This is a genomic window from Citrobacter sp. RHBSTW-00017, from assembly GCF_013797615.1.
GTDB lineage: Bacteria > Pseudomonadota > Gammaproteobacteria > Enterobacterales > Enterobacteriaceae > Citrobacter > Citrobacter braakii.
The window spans coordinates 4,671,241-4,688,883 of the sequence record NZ_CP056899.1 but is presented as its reverse complement, the minus strand read 5'-3'; the positions used below and the strand labels follow the sequence as shown (position 1 = coordinate 4,688,883).

Below are 17,643 nucleotides of genomic sequence, written 5' to 3'. Positions count from 1 at the left end.
CCTTACCCCTACGCCCCACCCGCTCTTTATGTGATCTGTGTTACATAAATGTGAGTATTGCGTACTGGCGCACATAAAAACCCACTGATTTTTGCAGGCTGCATCACGAAATTCCTCCGCGGCGTACGGCCCGGGTCTCAGACGCTGTTCTCTCATCCTCCCGCCTCCTCCCCCATAAAAAAGCCGGGGGTGGAGGATTCACGCAGTCAAGGGATCACGCATAGTCAGCCCATCATGAATGTTGCTGTCGATGACAGGTTGTAACGAAGGGAGAAGGGCATGGCGAGCGTACAGCTGCGAAATGTAACGAAAGCCTGGGGTGACGTGGTGGTATCGAAAGATATCAATCTCGACATTCACGAAGGGGAATTCGTGGTGTTTGTCGGACCGTCAGGCTGCGGTAAGTCGACCTTGCTGCGTATGATCGCCGGACTTGAAACCATCACCAGTGGCGACCTGTTTATCGGGGAGACCCGGATGAACGACATTCCCCCCGCCGAACGCGGCGTGGGCATGGTCTTTCAGTCCTACGCGTTGTATCCCCATTTATCCGTCGCAGAAAACATGTCGTTTGGCCTCAAACTGGCTGGCGCAAAAAAAGAGGTGATGAATCAGCGCGTGAATCAGGTCGCAGAAGTTCTGCAACTGGCGCACCTGCTGGAGCGTAAACCGAAAGCGCTTTCCGGCGGACAACGTCAGCGTGTGGCGATTGGCCGAACGCTGGTTGCCGAGCCGCGCGTATTCCTGCTGGATGAACCGCTGTCGAACCTCGACGCCGCTCTGCGTGTGCAAATGCGTATTGAAATCTCCCGCCTGCATAAACGTCTTGGCCGCACGATGATTTACGTCACCCACGATCAGGTCGAAGCGATGACGCTGGCCGACAAAATTGTGGTGCTGGATGCTGGTCGCGTGGCGCAGGTCGGCAAACCGCTGGAGCTATACCACTATCCGGCTGACCGCTTTGTGGCGGGCTTTATTGGTTCGCCGAAGATGAACTTCCTGCCGGTGAAAGTCACCGGGACGGCCATCGATCAGGTGCAGGTTGAACTGCCCAACCGCCAGCAAATATGGCTACCAGTGGACAGCCATGCGGTACAGGTTGGTGCCAACATGTCTTTAGGTATCCGCCCGGAACATCTGCTGCCCAGCGATATCGCCGATGTCACCCTCGAAGGTGAAGTGCAGGTGGTCGAGCAGCTTGGTCACGAAACTCAAATTCATATCCAGATCCCCGCCATCCGTCAAAACCTGGTTTACCGCCAGAACGACGTGGTGTTGGTAGAAGAGGGTGCCACATTCGCTATCGGCCTGCCGCCAGAGCGTTGCCATCTGTTCCGTGAGGATGGCACTGCATGTCGTCGGTTGCATCAAGAGCCGGGCGTTTAAGGTCCCCATAAAAAACGAAACGCAAAGCCATTCGAAGCTACATCGAGGCGGCAAGTAAATGAATCCCCGGGAGTGTACAAAGAGTACGCGACTGGGGTGAAAGAACGCAGCCAACAAAGAGGCAGCCCGAAGGGGGACGCGTTTAAAGAAAAGCAATGATCTCAGGAGATAGAACGATGATTACTCTGCGCAAACTCCCTCTGGCGGTTGCTGTAGCAGCAGGCATTATGTCTGTTCAGGCAATGGCTGTAGATTTCCACGGTTACGCTCGTTCCGGTATTGGCTGGACAGGGAGTGGCGGTGAACAACAGTGTTTCCAGGCAACCGGTGCACAAAGTAAATACCGTCTCGGTAACGAATGTGAAACCTATGCGGAAATCAAATTAGGTCAGGAAGTGTGGAAAGAAGGCGATAAGAGCTTCTACTTCGACACCAACGTTGCTTACTCCGTCGCACAGCAGAATGACTGGGAAGGCACAGATCCGGCATTCCGTGAAGCTAACGTGCAGGGTAAAAACCTGATCGAATGGCTGCCAGGCTCCACTATCTGGGCCGGTAAGCGCTTCTACCAGCGTCATGACGTACACATGATCGACTTCTACTACTGGGATATTTCAGGTCCTGGCGCCGGTATTGAAAACATCGATCTGGGCTTCGGTAAACTGTCTTTGGCAGCGAGCCGTTCACAGGAAGCGGGTGGTTCATACGCTTTCAGCAGCCAGAATATCTATGATCGTACCAAAGACACCGCGAACGATGTATTTGACGTTCGTTTAGCGCAGTTGGCAACTAACCCGGATGGGATGTTGGAACTGGGCGTTGACTATGGTCGCGCGAATACCACCGACGATTACAGGCTGGCGGACGGCGCATCTAAAGATGGTTGGATGTTCACCGCTGAACATACCCAGAGCATGCTGAAGGGCTACAACAAGTTTGTCGTTCAGTACGCCACAGATTCCATGACCACCCAGGGCAAAGGCCTGAACCAGGGTTCTTATGGTTCTTCCACTACGACCATTGAAGATCCCGTTACTGGCGTTAAAACCAACTATGCCAACAATGTTGTGAATAACAACGGTAGCCTGTTCCGCGTGTTGGACCACGGTGCAATCTCCCTGGGCGACAAGTGGGACCTGATGTACGTCGGTATGTACCAGAACCTCGACATGGATAACGACCTGGGAACCGAATGGTACACCGTCGGTATTCGCCCGATGTATAAATGGACGCCAATCATGAGCACCCTGCTGGAAGTCGGTTACGACAACGTCAAATCTCAGCAGACCAGCGATCGCAACAGCCAGTACAAAATCACCCTGGCCCAACAATGGCAGGCGGGTGACAGCATCTGGTCTCGTCCGGCAATCCGCGTCTTCGCAACCTATGCAAAATGGGATGAAGAGTGGGGTTACATCAAAAATGGTAACGACGTAACCAAATTCGCAGCGGCAACGAACTCTGGTCTCAGCACAACCAGCCGTGGCGACAATGATGAGTGGTCCTTCGGTGCCCAGATGGAAATCTGGTGGTAATTCAGCACTAACCTGACGTAAAGACCGAAAGAGGGGCGCAAGCCCCTCTTGATTACGGTTTAGCGCGCTATTGCCTGGCCACCGCTGAACCCATGCTATCTGAGGTGATAACAATGAAAATGAAGAAAAGTCTCGTTGCCCTTTGTTTATCTGCAGGGTTATTTGCCAGCGCACCTGGCATCAGCCTGGCCGATGTGAATATTGTTCCGCAGAACACCACCGCGGCCCCATCTATTCCCACTGCTGCGCTGCAGCAGTTAACCTGGACGCCTGTTGATCAATCCAAAACCCAGTCTTCGCCGCTTGCGACAGCGGGTCAGCGTCTGGATGTCGCCGGTATTACTGGCCCGGTCGCTGCGTATAGCGTCCCGGCGAATATTGGCGAGCTCACTCTGACGCTGTCCAGTGAAGTGAATAAACAAACCAGCGTATTTGCGCCAAACGTATTAATTCTTGACCAAAACATGACGCCATCTGCGTTCTTCCCCAGCAGCTATTTTACCTACCAGGAGCCCGGCGTGATGAGTGCCGATCGTCTGGAAGGGGTAATGCGTCTGACGCCAGCGCTGGGTCAGCAAAAACTCTATGTTTTGGTCTTTACCACTGATAAAGATCTCCAGCAGACCACAACCCTGCTTGACCCGGCAAAAGCCTATGCCAAGGGCGTAGGTAACGCTATTCCGGATATTCCAGACCCGATCGCCCGTCATACCACCGACGGTTTACTGAAACTGAAAGTCAAAACCAGCTCCTCCTCCAGTGTTTTGGTCGGGCCGCTGTTTGGCTCATCCGGCCCTGGTCCTGTCACGGTGGGCAATACCGCCGCGCCAGCTGTGACCTATGCGGCTCCGGCAGCAGCCGTTGCGGCTCCAGCGCCACAACCGGTGAAGAAAAGTGAGCCGATGCTGAACGACACGGAAAGTTATTTTAACCAGGGCATTAAGGATGCCGTTGCGAAAGGCGATGTCGATAAAGCGCTGAAGCTGCTTGATGAAGCAGAGCGTCTGGGATCCAAATCTGCCCGATCCACCTTTATCAGCAGTGTAAAAGGCAAGGGGTAAACATCGCCCCGCATTGTTGATTTTGCAACAACTGGTGCGTCTCCTGGCGCACCTTTTTTTATCCTTCGGTGCTAATTGTTACACTTATGTTGCTCTGGCGATCACTTAATTGTGTTTGCTCACCCCGTAATGCATTTTCTGCGATACAATGCCTTCAAGTTATAAATCGGAGAGTAAGGCATGCCACACCCTGCGTTAACGCAACTGCGTGCGCTGCGTTATTTTGATGCGATCCCGGCGCTGGACGCCCAACTGCTCGACTGGTTGTTACTGGAAGATTCCATGACTAAACGTTTTGAGCAGCAGGGAAAACAGGTCACCGTAACGTTGATTCGCGAAGCATTCGTTGGGCAAAATGAGGTGCCTGAAGAGCTGCCGCTGCTGCCTAAAGAGTCCCGTTATTGGTTACGTGAGATCCTGTTATGCGCGGATGGTGAACCCTGGCTTGCCGGGCGGACCGTGGTGCCTGAATCAACCTTGTGCGGCCCTGAGCTGGCCTTACAAAATCTGGGGAAAACCCCGCTCGGACGTTACCTGTTTACATCATCGACATTGACCCGAGATTTTATTGAGATTGGCCGCGATGCAGCGCTGTGGGGGCGCCGTTCCCGCCTGCGGCTGAGCGGTAAGCCGCTGATGCTTACCGAGCTTTTTCTACCTGCATCGCCGTTGTACTGAGAGGAAGATAAAGATGGAGTGGAGTCTGACGCAGAATAAGCTGCTGGCATTTCACCGCTTGATGCGTACGGATAAGCCAATCGGTGCCTTACTGCTGCTCTGGCCTACGCTGTGGGCATTGTGGGTGGCAACCCCAGGCATGCCGCAATTGTGGATCCTGGCGGTTTTTGTCGCTGGCGTTTGGTTAATGCGCGCCGCCGGCTGCGTGGTGAATGATTATGCCGACAGGAAATTTGACGGACATGTTAAACGCACCGCAAATCGACCGCTGCCAAGCGGGGCCGTCACTGAAAAAGAGGCCCGAACGCTGTTCGTCGTATTGGTACTGCTGGCCTTCCTGCTGGTTTTGACGCTCAACACGATGACCATTTTGTTGTCCGTTGCGGCGTTAGCGCTGGCGTGGGTTTACCCGTTCATGAAGCGCTATACGCACCTGCCGCAGGTGGTGCTGGGGGCGGCGTTTGGCTGGTCGATCCCGATGGCGTTCGCCGCCGTGAGCGAGTCCGTACCGCTGAGCTGCTGGCTGATGTTCCTCGCCAATATTCTCTGGGCGGTGGCCTACGACACGCAGTATGCGATGGTTGACCGCGATGATGACCTGAAGATCGGCATTAAATCGACCGCGATTCTGTTCGGTCAAAACGACAAGCTGATCATTGGTATCCTGCAGGTGGGCGTACTGGTGCTGATGGCGCTGGTGGGTTGGCTAAACGGGCTGGGACTGGGTTATTACTGGTCTCTGCTGGTGGCTGGCGCGCTGTTTGTATATCAGCAGAAACTGATCGTCAATCGCGAGCGTGATGCCTGTTTTAAAGCGTTTATGAACAATAACTACGTCGGTCTGGTGCTGTTCTTAGGGCTGGCGATGAGCTACTGGCATTTTTGAGTTTGGCTTAGCCTGCAAAATAAAAAACCGGTCATTTCATTTCGACCGGTTTTTTTATGCTTACTCGCCCTGTGTGGCGCTCTCGATGGTCAGACGTACATCTGACGTGACCAGTTCGGCCAACATCTGATAGATCTTCATCGTCTCTTCCGGTTCGGCATCTCCGGTATCGCTGATGAATCCCTCGTCACGCAGCGTCAGCACCAGAGAGCTGAACACGGCTTTATCGAAGAATTCCGGCGCGTTAATGCCGTGCAGTACGGAGAGGCGTTGCGCTACGGTGCGGCTCTCTTTCTCCAGCGTGCCACGGTTGATAGACGGGTTCGCGCTCAGCAGCCAGAAGGTAATGGCGTAGCGTTGCAACGTCTCGCGAGCACCCGCCGCCAACAGCTGTAGCGTACGGGAGCGGGCCGGATTGATATGCAGTTCGTCATCGTTCAGGGTGATCAGTCCCTGGCGCTGCATTTCGCTGGCCAGTTCGTCAATCACTCCGGTGAGTTCATCACGCTCCCAACGTAAGAACAGCTCTGCTTTCAGCATCGGATACAGCGCATCAATATGCTGCTGTAGCGCGGCGCGTGAAATACGACGATGCTGAGTCACAATGGCTGCCATTAACGAAGGCAGAACCAGCATATGCGCAATGTTGTTGCGGTAATACGTCATCAATACCGCCTGCTCGCGCGGCAGAATGATGATGTCACCGATGGTGTCTTTCTCGACCTCAAACTTATTCATCTGTAAGGCATGGTCGATCAATTCACTGGCGCTCTGCGCAGGAACCGTAGCATCCGCCGCGTACGGCACGTTGCGCAGCAGACTCAGATAGCAGTCGAGCTGTTCAGTCAGTTGCTCACGGGTCAGAGAGCGCTGGCGGGAGGCCAACAGCGCGGTACAGCACAGGTTCATGGCATTGGCCGCGCCTGCATTGTTAATGCGTACCATCAGATCGGCGGCAATGCTATTCACCGTCGGCGTCAGCCAGGCCGGGCGGATGGACTCGATAGGATCGATCGATTCACGCCACTCCGGTACATGCTGGTTGAGGTAAGTCATCAATGGCATCGGTTCGCCAAAGTTGACATACCCCTGGCCCAGATTACGCAGCTTGCTCAAGCCACGCAGCATTTGCGGCAGACTCTCTTTCTCTTTCGTCGCGCCACGCAGCTCTTTCGCGTACGTGCCTACTTCCATTACGTGCTCGTAGCCGATGTAGATGGGTACGAGGGTAATCGGACGCGTACCGCCGCGCAGCATCGCCTGAATGGTCATCGACAGCGTGCCGGTTTTCGGGTCGAGCAGACGCCCGGTACGTGAACGGCCTCCTTCGACAAAGTATTCAACCGAGTAGCCGCGGCTGAACAGCTCGCCCAGGTATTCGCGGAAAACGGTGGAATAGAGCTTGTTGCCCTTGAAGGTACGACGAATAAAGAACGCGCCCAGACGGCGGAAAATCGGACCTGCTGGCCAGAAGTTCAGGTTGATACCGGCAGCGATGTGCGGCGGAACCAGCCCCTGGTGGTACAGAACGTACGACAGCAGCATATAGTCCATATGGCTGCGGTGGCACGGAACATAGACGATTTCGTGCCCATCGTGCGCCAACTGACGTACACGCTCCGCATTGTGAACGTTAATCCCCTGATACAGACGGTTCCAGGTAAAGCCCAGAATACGGTCTGTCAGACGAATCATCTCGTAGGAGAAGTTGGCGGCAATCTCTTCCATCAGCGCAATGGCATTTTGCTGCGCTTTTTCGTGGGAGATTTTTTTACTGCGCGCTTCATCTTCTACCGCGCGAGCGATAGCTTTTGAGGCCAGCAGCTTATTAAACAGGTCCTGGCGGGCAGGGAGGCGCGGGCCGACTGCGGCCAGACGCTGACGAGCAAAGTGCATGCGCGCCACGCGAGCCAGCTTCTGAGCGATGATTTTATCCGTACCGTGTTCGTCCGCCATGCGACGCAGGGAGACCGACGGGGAGAAGCGGACAAAACTGTCGCGACCCAGCCAGGACACAGCAAAGAATTTCTGTACGCCGTTCAGCATGCGCAGCGGCGGATTGACCTCGCCTTTTTCACGCCCAGGCGCACGGCCAAACATCACCGAAACTGGCACCATTTGCACATCCAGGTCTGGATTGCTGCGATGCAAGTCGAGATAGTTATGGAACAGCTTAATGGACTCTTCTTTCGGCGTGTAATAGGTGAACACGCGCGGGCCGCCGTGAATAAACACGTAGCGCGGCAGCAGAGTTCCGTCTATCTCCAACGGTTCCAGGGGATCCGGGAGATCGTGCACCAGACATTGGGCACGCAGCGTCAGCAAGTCTGCTTTTGAATTGTACGGTAGGACGTACATAATGGGACGCGAAGTATCGAGCCCCAATTCCGGGGCAGGTTCTGCCGGAATAGACTTGCTTTTTACCAGGACGCTTAATGGTAAATTCAGTAATTTGTAGTAAATTCGTGGCCAGCCGGACATAAACGATGTAAAGCCTCTGGTTAATAATGCAAATGCGCTGCAAGGATATCAGAAAGTTTAGTGAATTTCTGGTGTATCCGGTCATACTTCGCGCTGCTTTGCCACACCCTGAAACAAACGGGGTAACGTTACAATGACATTGACGCTAATAATGTAAAAAGGTTCTTTTTGATGGCCAATAATACCACTGGATTCACCCGAATTATCAAAGCTGCAGGCTATTCCTGGAAAGGTTTTCGCGCCGCATGGATCAATGAGGCGGCATTCCGCCAGGAAAGCGTTGCCGTACTGTTGGGCGTAGCCATCGCCTGCTGGCTGGACGTCGACGCCATTACCCGCGTGCTGTTGATTGGTTCCGTGATGCTGGTGATGATCGTTGAAATCCTCAACAGTGCGATTGAGGCGGTGGTTGACCGTATTGGCTCTGAGTATCACGAACTTTCCGGTCGGGCGAAAGATATGGGCTCGGCAGCGGTATTGCTGTCTATTTTTGTCGCTCTGATCACCTGGGGCATCCTGTTGTGGTCGCATTTGCGATAAAGATTCCACAACTGCATAAATCTCCTGTTTTTTGTGCAGTTTGCGGTTCCAAAATCACCTTTAGCTGTATATACTCACAGCATAACTGTATATACACCCAGGGGGCGGAATGAAAGCGTTAACGGCCAGGCAGCAAGAGGTGTTTGATCTCATTAGGGATCACATCAGCCAGACAGGTATGCCACCGACGCGTGCGGAGATCGCGCAGCGTTTGGGGTTCCGTTCCCCAAACGCCGCTGAAGAACACCTGAAAGCGCTTGCGCGTAAAGGCGTCCTTGAAATTGTATCCGGCGCATCGCGCGGTATTCGACTGCTGCAGGAAGAAGAAGAAGGGTTACCGCTTGTCGGACGTGTGGCTGCAGGCGAGCCACTGCTGGCGCAGCAGCACATCGAAGGCCACTATCAGGTCGATCCTTCACTGTTCAAACCGAACGCCGATTTTCTGCTGCGCGTTAGCGGTATGTCGATGAAAGACATCGGTATTATGGACGGTGATTTACTGGCTGTGCATAAAACTCAGGATGTGCGTAACGGTCAGGTCGTTGTTGCCCGTATCGACGACGAAGTCACCGTCAAGCGCCTGAAAAAGCAGGGCAACAAAGTTGAACTCCTGCCAGAAAACAGCGAATTTAAACCTATTGTTGTCGACCTGCGCGAGCAAAACTTCACTATTGAAGGGTTGGCGGTAGGCGTCATTCGTAACGGTGAATGGCTGTAATTTTCTGTTGATTCCCTGTAGCCCGGATAAGACGTTTATGTCGCTTTCCGGCAACTTGCCCGGTGGCGCTACGCTTACCGGGCCTACACAGCATATTTTTTCAGTACATCTAACTTCTTCTCAGGCTCTCATGTATGCCTTTCTTTACCTCTTCTGATAAAGCACTCTGGCACCTCGCCTTACCGATGATCTTCTCCAATATCACCGTTCCCCTGTTGGGACTGGTGGACACCGCGGTGATTGGTCATCTGGACAGTCCGGTCTATCTTGGCGGCGTTGCTGTTGGCGCCACGGCGACCAGCTTTCTCTTTATGCTGCTGCTTTTTTTGCGCATGAGTACCACCGGCCTTACCGCGCAGGCATTTGGCGCGAAAAATCCGCAGGCGCTGGCGCGCGCGTTGGTGCAGCCGCTATTGCTGGCGCTGGGCGCGGGGTTGCTTATCGCACTGTTTCGTACGCCGATTATCGATCTGGCTCTGCATATTGTCGGCGGAAGTGAGGCGGTACTGGAGCAGGCCCGACGTTTCCTGGAAATCCGCTGGTTAAGCGCACCCGCATCGCTGGCGAATCTGGTGCTGCTCGGCTGGTTGCTTGGCGTTCAGTATGCGCGCGCGCCAGTTATCCTGTTGATTGTCGGAAATATTCTCAACATTGTGCTCGATTTATGGTTGGTTATGGGCCTGCATATGAACGTGCAGGGGGCGGCGTTGGCGACGGTGATTGCCGAATATGCCACGCTGCTGATTGGCCTGATGATGGTACGCAAAGTCCTGCATATGCGTGGAATTTCGCCGGCAATGTTGAAGCTGGCGTGGCGTGGCAACTTCCGTCGTTTGCTGGCGCTCAACCGCGACATCATGCTGCGTTCGCTGCTGTTACAGCTCTGCTTTGGGGCCATTACGGTTCTGGGCGCGCGTTTGGGAGGCGATATCATCGCGGTAAACGCCGTTCTGATGACTCTGCTGACGTTTACCGCCTACGCGCTGGATGGATTTGCCTATGCCGTGGAAGCGCATTCGGGTCAGGCCTATGGGGCAAGGGATGGCAGCCAGTTGCTTGATGTCTGGCGGGCGGCCTGTCGACAGTCCGGTATTGTGGCTATTCTGTTTTCGCTGGTTTATGCCCTGTTTGGCGAGCAGATCGTTGCGCTGCTGACCTCGCTGCCGCAAATCCAACTTTTGGCCGATCGCTATCTTTTCTGGCAGGTGGTTTTGCCGCTAGTGGGAGTGTGGTGTTATCTGCTCGACGGTATGTTTATTGGAGCGACACGGGCTGCAGAAATGCGCAACAGTATGGCCGTTGCCGCAGCAGGATTCGCATTAACGCTACTGGCTTTACCGTTGCTGGGAAATCATGGTTTGTGGCTGGCGTTAACCGTTTTTCTCGCGCTGCGTGGGCTTTCCCTGGCCTTTATCTGGCGGCGTCACTGGCGTAATGGAACCTGGTTTGCCTGAGCGGATGGTTAAAAATTCCGAATAGTAAATAAAACCCAGAATCCCTGACTACACTTATTCTCACGTCCAGCAAAAACAGCATGTGTCTGGACATGGCACTCTCGCTATTCACAACCTAACGATGAGGACTTGATGATGAATAAAGACGAAGTCGGCGGTAACTGGAAGCAGTTTAAAGGTAAAGTGAAAGAGCAATGGGGCAAACTGACCGATGATGATATGACGGTCATTGAAGGTAAACGTGACCAACTGGTCGGTAAAGTCCAGGAGCGTTACGGTTACGCGAAAGATCAGGCGGAGAAAGAAGTGACCGATTGGGAAAAACGTAATGATTACCGCTGGTAATTAACCCTTCCCTCCTGAGAGTACAAGGATGTACGCTCTCCCACCCGCTTAACGCCCAACTTTCTTCTTCACCTGAATCGTATGGTCATGCTGGCATTCGCCAGGGTGACGACATGACTCAACCTCCACACAGGCCGGGCACAGTCCATGGGCTTCAATAACGTTATGTCGCAGGGCAAAGCCCATTTTTGCTGCCAGCGTATGCATGATGTCTTCCACGCCTTCCGCGCACTCTTCTTTTACCACACCACAGCGATCGCAAATGAACATTGCGGAACTGTGAGTTGGCTGATCGAACAGATGGCAAAGCACATAGCTGTTGGTGGATTCCACCTTGTGCACAAACCCTTGTTCTAGCAGAAAATCGAGCGCACGATACACGGTCGGCGGCTTGGCCTGCGGCTCGGTTTCTCGCAACAGGTCAAGTAGGTCGTAAGCGCTGATTGCGCCTTCCTGCAGGCTCATCAGGCGCAGCACTTCGAGGCGTTGTGGCGTAAGACGTACGTTGCGTTGCGCACAGAGTTTTTCAGCTTGAGTCAATAACTCCTGCGTGGTGGTTTTGTCCATTTGGCGCCTCGATTTGCGTGCAAGGTTAATCCCTTACTTTAACATGTTCTGTTTAAAACACCGAGATCCACCACGGTGTGCTATACCTGACCCATCGCAATACTGGAAAATAATCATGAAAAGACCCGATTGTATTCGTCACTGGCGTGAAGTTGAGGGGGCTGATGACTCCACCTATTCCGACAGCGATGAGCTGTTTTCCATAGGTGCGCCGCTTGCCCGCAAGCTGGGGTTAGGGCGACTCGGCATTCATCATGAGCGCCTGCCGCCGGGCCGACGCACCTCGTATCCGCACGCTGAAAGCGATGAGGAAGAGTTTATCTATGTGCTGGAAGGATATCCTGAGGCCTGGATTAACGGTTATTTATGGAAGCTGGAACCGGGCGACAGCGTCGGTTTCCCGGCGGGCACCGGCGTGTGTCACACCTTTATCAATAACACCAGTGAAGAGGTACGTCTGCTGGTCGTGGGTGAGGCGAACAAAAAATACAATCGTATTTATTATCCGCTTAATCCGGTTTATGCCGCCACACGTGAGGATCGTTGGGTCGACCATCCGCCGCAGTTTTTTGGATCTCACGACGGAAAACCGGGGCGTAAATAGCGCTTGTCGGGGAGCAGGGAGGGGGAACTGCGAGGATGTGGCTCACTATCGTAACGGTCTATGCTATAGTAGCGCCCCTTTTTTAACCGGATGCTTGAATATTCGCCATGCTGCCTGAATCTCAGTCTACCGCTTTTCCCGCCCATCGTTTTTCTATCGCGCCGATGCTCGACTGGACGGACAGACATTGCCGCTACTTTTTGCGCTTACTGTCCAGCCAGACGCTGCTCTACACGGAGATGGTAACCACCGGCGCGATCATTCATGGTAAAGGCGATTATCTGGCGTATAGCGAAGAAGAACATCCGGTCGCTTTGCAACTGGGCGGGAGCGATCCGGCTGCGCTGGCGCAGTGCGCAAAGCTTGCTGAACAACGGGGCTATGACGAAATTAACCTCAATGTGGGTTGCCCTTCCGATCGTGTACAGAATGGAATGTTTGGTGCCTGTCTGATGGGGAATGCGCAACTGGTCGCTGATTGCGTCAAAGCGATGCGCGATGTGGTATCGATTCCGGTAACGGTGAAAACCCGTATCGGTATTGATGACCAGGACAGCTACGAATTCCTGTGCGATTTCATCAACACGGTCTCCGGTAATGGTGAATGTGAGATGTTTATCATCCACGCCCGTAAGGCCTGGCTGTCTGGGCTAAGCCCGAAAGAAAACCGCGAAATCCCACCGCTGGATTATGACCGTGTTTATCAGCTAAAGCGCGATTTTCCGCATCTGACAATGTCGATCAACGGTGGCATAAAATCGCTGGAAGAAGCGAAAATCCATCTGCAACATATGGATGGCGTGATGGTGGGGCGCGAAGCTTATCAAAACCCAGGCATTCTGGCGTCCGTTGACCGCGAGATTTTTGCTGTCACCAGCGAAGATGCCGATCCGGTCGCCGTAGTGCGTGCGATGTATCCGTATATTGAGCGTGAACTGAGTAAAGGAACCTATTTGGGGCATGTCACGCGCCATATGCTGGGACTGTTTCAGGGGATTCCAGGGGCACGGCAGTGGCGTCGCTATCTGAGCGAAAATGCGCATAAAGCCGGGGCAGATATTGAGGTTCTGGAACATGCGCTGAAGCTGGTGGCAGACAAACGTTAAGTTTTCGCCAAAAGTTAGTGAATTTCACCACGCCCTGCGCTTCGTCGCGGGGCGTTTGCTTTATAAATCAATATATTAATTTTGGCATGTTTCTTGTAAAGCTGTGGAGAGTATTTCATTTCGGGAGAGAGCCATGCTGGAACTACTTTTTGTGATTGGATTTTTTATCATGCTGATGGTCACCGGCGTATCTTTGCTGGGAGTGCTGGCCGCATTGGTGGTAGCCACTGTGGTGATGTTTTTGGGCGGACTATTTGCGTTGATGATTAAACTGTTGCCCTGGCTGTTATTGGCCGTTGCCGTGGTGTGGGTTATCAAGGCGATAAAAGCGCCAAAAGTCCCACAGTATCAGCGCAATAACCGCCGATTTTACTAAGGTATTGAGCGGTGTGTCACAACCTGCAACATTGCCTTTAGAAGCAAATAGGAATTGATTATCAAATCTGTCACTATTGCCAGGTTAACGAATTCATCGAGCTGTACCCTACATACAGCCGAACTAAAAAAAGAAAGGGCTTCCTACGGGAAGCCCTAATTCTTTCTTCCCCCTTCATAATTCAAACCGCAGGTTTGTTGGCGGCTTGAATTATTTAACGGAAATGAGGGCGTTACGGGATCAGCAAACTCGACCCCTGTGTGGCCCGGCTTTCCAGCACTTCATGAGCACGCTGCGCGTCGTGCAGTGCGAACGTCTGGCCCGGTGCGACATCCACTTTGATCACTCCGCTGGCAATCAGCGAGAAAAGCTCATTGCTGGCTTCGGTTAATTCATGGTGGTTGGTGATGTAACCCTGGAGTGAAGGGCGAGTCACGTACAGCGAACCTTTCTGATTCAGAATGCCTAAGTTAACGCCAGTCACCGGTCCGGAAGCATTACCAAAGCTGACCATGAGCCCCCGGCGCTGCAGGCAATCCAGTGAGGCTTCCCAGGTATCTTTCCCCACCGAGTCATACACCACCCGCACTTTTTTACCGCCAGTGATCTCTTTTACTCGTTCTACAATGCTCTCTTCACGATAGTTAATGACCTGCCATGCGCCGGCCTGCAGCGCAATTTGCGCTTTTTGCGCATTACCGACGGTGCCAATCAGCTTCGCACCCAATGCTTTTGCCCACTGGCAGGCAATCATACCGACGCCGCCTGCAGCCGCATGAAACAAAAACGGTTCATCGGGCTGAATTTCATAGGTCTTACGCAACAGATAAAAAACGGTGAGTCCTTTAAGAAATGAGGCGGCAGCTTGTTCAAACGAGATAGCGTTGGGCAAAATAGCGGTTTTATCAGCCGGGACGTTATGCACTGAGCTATAGGCGCCCAGGGGAGACTGAGCGTAAACCACGCGATCGCCGGCTTTAATGTGCGTCACTTTGCTACCGACTTTACTGACCACGCCTGCGGCTTCGGTACCCAGACCGCTGGGCAGAGAAGGCGGCGGATAAAGACCACTGCGGATATAGGTGTCGATATAGTTGATCCCAATCGCTTTGTTCTCGACCTGGATTTCATTTTCCGCCGGGTCTACAGGCGTAAACTCCACAGCCTTGAGTACATCAGGGCCACCATGCTTGTGAAATTCAATACGTGTTGCCATGCTTCCTCCAAAAGAAATGTGGTAATCTTTCGACCCAATCATTATCTCGGTAACTCCATTCACTATGGCAGGAAATAAACCCTTCAACAAACAACAGACTGATGCTCGTGAGCGCGATCCCCAGGTCGCCGGGCTGAAAGTACCGCCGCACTCGATTGAAGCGGAACAGTCGGTGTTGGGCGGTTTAATGCTGGATAACGAGCGCTGGGACGATGTGGCTGAGCGTGTGGTGGCGGAAGATTTTTATACCCGACCGCACCGGCACATCTTCACCGAAATGCATCGCCTGCAGGAGATGGGAAAACCCATCGATCTGATCACGCTTGCAGAATCGCTGGAAGTTCAGGGGCAACTGGACAGCGTCGGCGGTTTTGCTTACCTGGCTGAGTTATCTAAAAATACGCCAAGTGCAGCGAACATTAGTGCCTATGCGGATATTGTCCGCGAACGTGCCGTTGTTCGTGACATGATTTCGGTGGCGAACGAGATCGCGGAAGCCGGGTTTGATCCGCAAGGCCGTTCCAGTGAAGATCTGCTGGACCTCGCGGAATCCCGCGTCTTTAAAATTGCTGAAAGTCGCGCCAATAAAGACGAAGGTCCGAAAAATATTACCGATGTGCTCGACGCTACCGTCGCGCGTATCGAACAGCTGTTCCAGCAGCCCCACGATGGTGTCACCGGGGTCAACACCGGTTATGACGACCTCAATAAAAAGACTGCTGGTTTGCAGCCGTCAGACTTAATTATCGTCGCCGCGCGTCCGTCGATGGGTAAAACGACATTTGCAATGAACCTCGTCGAAAATGCGGCGATGCTGCAAGATAAGCCGGTTCTTATCTTTAGTCTTGAAATGCCCTCAGAACAGATCATGATGCGTTCCCTGGCCTCACTCTCACGTGTAGACCAAACCAAAATCCGTACCGGTCAACTGGATGATGAAGACTGGGCGCGAATTTCCGGAACAATGGGTATTTTGCTGGAGAAACGAAACATCTATATTGATGACTCCTCCGGCCTGACGCCAACGGAAGTGCGCTCACGTGCCCGTCGTATCGCCCGCGAACACGGTGGTATCGGACTTATCATGATCGACTACCTGCAGCTGATGCGCGTGCCGTCGCTCTCCGACAACCGTACGCTGGAAATTGCTGAAATTTCCCGCTCGCTGAAAGCGTTAGCGAAAGAACTGCATGTGCCGGTGGTGGCGCTGTCGCAGCTTAACCGCTCTCTGGAACAACGCGCCGATAAGCGTCCTGTCAACTCGGATCTGCGTGAGTCTGGCTCCATCGAGCAGGATGCCGATTTAATCATGTTTATCTATCGTGATGAGGTTTATCACGAAAACAGCGACCTGAAAGGCATCGCCGAGATCATTATCGGTAAACAGCGTAACGGCCCGATCGGTACGGTGCGCCTGACGTTTAACGGTCAGTGGTCGCGCTTCGATAACTATGCTGGCCCGCAGTACGACGACGAATAACAACACTGAATCAGGTTACTCAAGCAAATACTTATCAAGGAATACAAATGCAAGCGGCAACTGTAGTCATTAACCGCCGCGCTCTGCGACACAACCTGCAACGTCTGCGTGAACTGGCTCCAGCCAGTAAACTGGTTGCGGTCGTGAAAGCGAACGCTTACGGCCATGGTCTGTTAGAGACCGCGCGAACGCTCCCCGATGCGGACGCTTTTGGTGTCGCTCGTCTTGAAGAAGCCCTGCGGTTGCGAGCGGGAGGGATCACGCAGCCCATCCTGCTGCTGGAAGGATTTTTTGATGCTTCCGATCTGCCGACTATCTCCGCGCAGCGTCTGCATACTGCCGTCCACAACCAGGAGCAGCTTGAAGCTCTGGAAGCCGCGGTACTGGCTGAACCGGTCACCGTCTGGATGAAGCTCGACACGGGAATGCACCGCCTGGGCGTGCGTCCGGAGCAGGCCGAGGCGTTTTATCAGCGCTTGACGCAATGTGAAAACGTGCGCCAGCCGGTCAATATCGTCAGCCACTTTGCGCGCGCGGACGAGCCTGAGTGCGGCGCGACCGAAAAGCAGCTCGATATCTTCAATAGCTTTTGCGCAGGTAAACCGGGTCAGCGTTCGATAGCCGCGTCGGGAGGTATTCTGCTGTGGCCGCAGTCTCACTTCGACTGGGCGCGTCCGGGGCTGATTCTGTATGGCGTATCGCCGTTGGAAAACCACTCTATCGGTGCCGATTTTGGCTGCCAGCCGGTGATGTCGCTCACTTCCAGCCTGATTGCGGTGCGTGAACACAAAGCGGGCGAGCCGGTTGGCTATGGTGGAACCTGGCTGAGCGAGCGCGACACGCGTCTGGGCGTGGTGGCGATGGGCTATGGCGATGGTTATCCGCGCGCTGCGCCGTCTGGGACACCGGTACTGGTCAATGGCCGTGAAGTGCCGATCGTCGGTCGCGTCGCGATGGATATGATTTGCGTCGATTTAGGTCCCGAGGCGCAGGACAAAGCCGGCGATTCGGTTATCCTGTGGGGTGAGGGCCTGCCCGTTGAACGCATTGCTGAAATGACGAAAGTAAGTGCTTACGAACTTATCACGCGCCTGACCTCAAGGGTGGCAATGAAGTACATCGATTAAGTTCATGATGTGCCGGATAAGGCGGTTACGCCGCCATCCGGCAATATTCCTCTCAACATCCTCTCGATCTTCTCCCGCTT

The 17,643-nt window shown here is 53.6% G+C and carries 17 protein-coding genes; 14 read left to right on the top strand and 3 right to left on the bottom strand.

From position 1 onward, the window contains the following. The first annotated feature begins 279 nt into the window (after window positions 1-279). The 5 genes from malK (at window position 280) to ubiA (ending at window position 5,549) form a co-directional block, all read left to right on the top strand. Window positions 280-1,389 (top strand): maltose/maltodextrin ABC transporter ATP-binding protein MalK, encoded by a 1,110-nt coding sequence (gene malK / locus HV037_RS22640; protein ID WP_016155343.1) that lies wholly within the window; start codon window positions 280-282, stop codon window positions 1,387-1,389. 176 nt (window positions 1,390-1,565) lie between these two features. Further along, window positions 1,566-2,924, top strand: coding sequence for a maltoporin (locus HV037_RS22635; protein WP_016155344.1), 1,359 nt, complete (start codon window positions 1,566-1,568; stop codon window positions 2,922-2,924). 113 nt (window positions 2,925-3,037) lie between these two features. Then, window positions 3,038-3,985, top strand: coding sequence for a maltose operon protein MalM (gene malM, locus HV037_RS22630; protein ID WP_016155345.1), 948 nt, complete (start codon window positions 3,038-3,040; stop codon window positions 3,983-3,985). Window positions 3,986-4,165: 180 nt separating this feature from the next. Next, window positions 4,166-4,663, top strand: coding sequence for a chorismate lyase (gene ubiC / locus HV037_RS22625; RefSeq protein WP_016155346.1), 498 nt, complete (start codon window positions 4,166-4,168; stop codon window positions 4,661-4,663). 13 nt (window positions 4,664-4,676) lie between these two features. Beyond that, window positions 4,677-5,549 (top strand): 4-hydroxybenzoate octaprenyltransferase, encoded by an 873-nt coding sequence (gene ubiA / locus HV037_RS22620; RefSeq protein WP_003826589.1) that lies wholly within the window; start codon window positions 4,677-4,679, stop codon window positions 5,547-5,549. A 60-nt stretch (window positions 5,550-5,609) separates the two neighbouring features. On the opposite strand, the gene plsB is transcribed toward ubiA, so the two are convergent. After that, entirely contained in the window at window positions 5,610-8,030 is a 2,421-nt protein-coding gene (plsB, locus tag HV037_RS22615) for a glycerol-3-phosphate 1-O-acyltransferase PlsB (protein WP_103284355.1), read from the bottom strand. Window positions 8,031-8,201: 171 nt separating this feature from the next. Between plsB and HV037_RS22610 the strand changes: the two genes are divergently transcribed. The 4 genes from HV037_RS22610 (at window position 8,202) to HV037_RS22595 (ending at window position 11,087) form a co-directional block, all read left to right on the top strand. Beyond that, window positions 8,202-8,570, top strand: coding sequence for a diacylglycerol kinase (locus tag HV037_RS22610; RefSeq protein WP_003826594.1), 369 nt, complete (start codon window positions 8,202-8,204; stop codon window positions 8,568-8,570). A gap of 109 nt (window positions 8,571-8,679) precedes the next feature. Continuing rightward, window positions 8,680-9,288, top strand: a complete 609-nt coding sequence (gene lexA, locus HV037_RS22605) for a transcriptional repressor LexA (RefSeq protein WP_003826596.1) — start codon at window positions 8,680-8,682, stop codon at window positions 9,286-9,288. 134 nt (window positions 9,289-9,422) lie between these two features. Further along, complete coding sequence (dinF, locus tag HV037_RS22600) at window positions 9,423-10,742, top strand: MATE family efflux transporter DinF (RefSeq protein ID WP_103284354.1); 1,320 nt, start codon at window positions 9,423-9,425, stop codon at window positions 10,740-10,742. Between the two features lie 135 nt (window positions 10,743-10,877). Then, window positions 10,878-11,087 carry a CsbD family protein gene (locus HV037_RS22595; RefSeq protein ID WP_019077869.1) on the top strand — a complete coding sequence of 70 codons (210 nt, stop codon included), beginning with the start codon at window positions 10,878-10,880 and terminating at the stop codon, window positions 11,085-11,087. Window positions 11,088-11,135: 48 nt separating this feature from the next. Here HV037_RS22595 and zur read toward each other — a convergent pair whose 3' ends face one another. Beyond that, entirely contained in the window at window positions 11,136-11,654 is a 519-nt protein-coding gene (gene zur / locus HV037_RS22590) for a zinc uptake transcriptional repressor Zur (RefSeq protein ID WP_046275041.1), read from the bottom strand. 115 nt (window positions 11,655-11,769) lie between these two features. Here zur and HV037_RS22585 point away from each other — a divergent pair, with 115 nt between their 5' ends. The 3 genes from HV037_RS22585 (at window position 11,770) to pspG (ending at window position 13,740) form a co-directional block, all read left to right on the top strand. After that, a complete protein-coding gene (locus HV037_RS22585) occupies window positions 11,770-12,258 on the top strand; it encodes a cupin domain-containing protein (RefSeq protein WP_046275040.1) in 489 nt (162 codons plus the stop codon). 107 nt (window positions 12,259-12,365) lie between these two features. Next, a complete protein-coding gene (gene dusA / locus HV037_RS22580; RefSeq protein ID WP_016155444.1) occupies window positions 12,366-13,364 on the top strand; it encodes a tRNA dihydrouridine(20/20a) synthase DusA in 999 nt (332 codons plus the stop codon). 133 nt (window positions 13,365-13,497) lie between these two features. After that, window positions 13,498-13,740, top strand: a complete 243-nt coding sequence (gene pspG, locus HV037_RS22575; protein ID WP_016155352.1) for an envelope stress response protein PspG — start codon at window positions 13,498-13,500, stop codon at window positions 13,738-13,740. Between the two features lie 232 nt (window positions 13,741-13,972). Here pspG and HV037_RS22570 read toward each other — a convergent pair whose 3' ends face one another. Continuing rightward, a complete protein-coding gene (locus HV037_RS22570; protein WP_016155445.1) occupies window positions 13,973-14,956 on the bottom strand; it encodes a quinone oxidoreductase in 984 nt (327 codons plus the stop codon). 64 nt (window positions 14,957-15,020) lie between these two features. Between HV037_RS22570 and dnaB the strand changes: the two genes are divergently transcribed. Together dnaB and alr are read left to right on the top strand one after the other, a co-directional pair. Next, window positions 15,021-16,436 (top strand): replicative DNA helicase, encoded by a 1,416-nt coding sequence (gene dnaB, locus HV037_RS22565; RefSeq protein WP_003826610.1) that lies wholly within the window; start codon window positions 15,021-15,023, stop codon window positions 16,434-16,436. A gap of 47 nt (window positions 16,437-16,483) precedes the next feature. Further along, window positions 16,484-17,563: an alanine racemase gene (alr, locus tag HV037_RS22560; protein ID WP_016155354.1), complete on the top strand. Its 1,080-nt coding sequence runs from the start codon at window positions 16,484-16,486 to the stop codon at window positions 17,561-17,563. Window positions 17,564-17,643 lie beyond the last annotated feature (80 nt).

Excerpts from the sequence above, each read along its gene's own strand:
- malK (WP_016155343.1), top strand. The coding sequence starts at position 280 with ATGGCGAGCGTACAGCTGCGAAATGTAACGAAAGCCTGGGGTGACGTG.
- HV037_RS22635 (WP_016155344.1), top strand. The coding sequence starts at position 1,566 with ATGATTACTCTGCGCAAACTCCCTCTGGCGGTTGCTGTAGCAGCAGGC.
- malM (WP_016155345.1), top strand. The coding sequence starts at position 3,038 with ATGAAAATGAAGAAAAGTCTCGTTGCCCTTTGTTTATCTGCAGGGTTA.
- ubiC (WP_016155346.1), top strand. The coding sequence starts at position 4,166 with ATGCCACACCCTGCGTTAACGCAACTGCGTGCGCTGCGTTATTTTGAT.
- ubiA (WP_003826589.1), top strand. The coding sequence starts at position 4,677 with ATGGAGTGGAGTCTGACGCAGAATAAGCTGCTGGCATTTCACCGCTTG.
- plsB (WP_103284355.1), bottom strand. The coding sequence starts at position 8,030 with ATGTCCGGCTGGCCACGAATTTACTACAAATTACTGAATTTACCATTA.
- HV037_RS22610 (WP_003826594.1), top strand. The coding sequence starts at position 8,202 with ATGGCCAATAATACCACTGGATTCACCCGAATTATCAAAGCTGCAGGC.
- lexA (WP_003826596.1), top strand. The coding sequence starts at position 8,680 with ATGAAAGCGTTAACGGCCAGGCAGCAAGAGGTGTTTGATCTCATTAGG.
- dinF (WP_103284354.1), top strand. The coding sequence starts at position 9,423 with ATGCCTTTCTTTACCTCTTCTGATAAAGCACTCTGGCACCTCGCCTTA.
- HV037_RS22595 (WP_019077869.1), top strand. The coding sequence starts at position 10,878 with ATGAATAAAGACGAAGTCGGCGGTAACTGGAAGCAGTTTAAAGGTAAA.
- zur (WP_046275041.1), bottom strand. The coding sequence starts at position 11,654 with ATGGACAAAACCACCACGCAGGAGTTATTGACTCAAGCTGAAAAACTC.
- HV037_RS22585 (WP_046275040.1), top strand. The coding sequence starts at position 11,770 with ATGAAAAGACCCGATTGTATTCGTCACTGGCGTGAAGTTGAGGGGGCT.
- dusA (WP_016155444.1), top strand. The coding sequence starts at position 12,366 with ATGCTGCCTGAATCTCAGTCTACCGCTTTTCCCGCCCATCGTTTTTCT.
- pspG (WP_016155352.1), top strand. The coding sequence starts at position 13,498 with ATGCTGGAACTACTTTTTGTGATTGGATTTTTTATCATGCTGATGGTC.
- HV037_RS22570 (WP_016155445.1), bottom strand. The coding sequence starts at position 14,956 with ATGGCAACACGTATTGAATTTCACAAGCATGGTGGCCCTGATGTACTC.
- dnaB (WP_003826610.1), top strand. The coding sequence starts at position 15,021 with ATGGCAGGAAATAAACCCTTCAACAAACAACAGACTGATGCTCGTGAG.
- alr (WP_016155354.1), top strand. The coding sequence starts at position 16,484 with ATGCAAGCGGCAACTGTAGTCATTAACCGCCGCGCTCTGCGACACAAC.